General features: G+C 73.3%; 1 pseudogene. It reads left to right on the plus strand.

The annotated features are described in order from the left end of the window. Positions 1-232: pseudogene (locus KVS71_RS19270) on the plus strand (acetyltransferase); the annotation flags it as partial.

Consider the following 232-nt stretch of genomic DNA (forward strand, 5'->3'; position numbering starts at 1 on the left):
CGACATCGGGGAGAACGTGCAGATCAATGCCGGGGTGAACACCGAGCACGACGTCCTGGTGGACGCCCACGCGCACGTCTCCCCCGGTGCGGTGATCGCCGGCGGTGTCCGGATCGGCGAGGGCGCCCACGTCGGGCTGGGTGCCCGTGTCAGCCAGGGACTCACGCTGGGACCCGGCAGCGTCATCGGTGCCGGCGCCGCCGGGATCAGGGACGTCGCGGCGGGGGCTGTG

This window comes from Microbacterium sp. GbtcB4, assembly GCF_019091465.1.
GTDB lineage: Bacteria > Actinomycetota > Actinomycetes > Actinomycetales > Microbacteriaceae > Microbacterium > Microbacterium paraoxydans.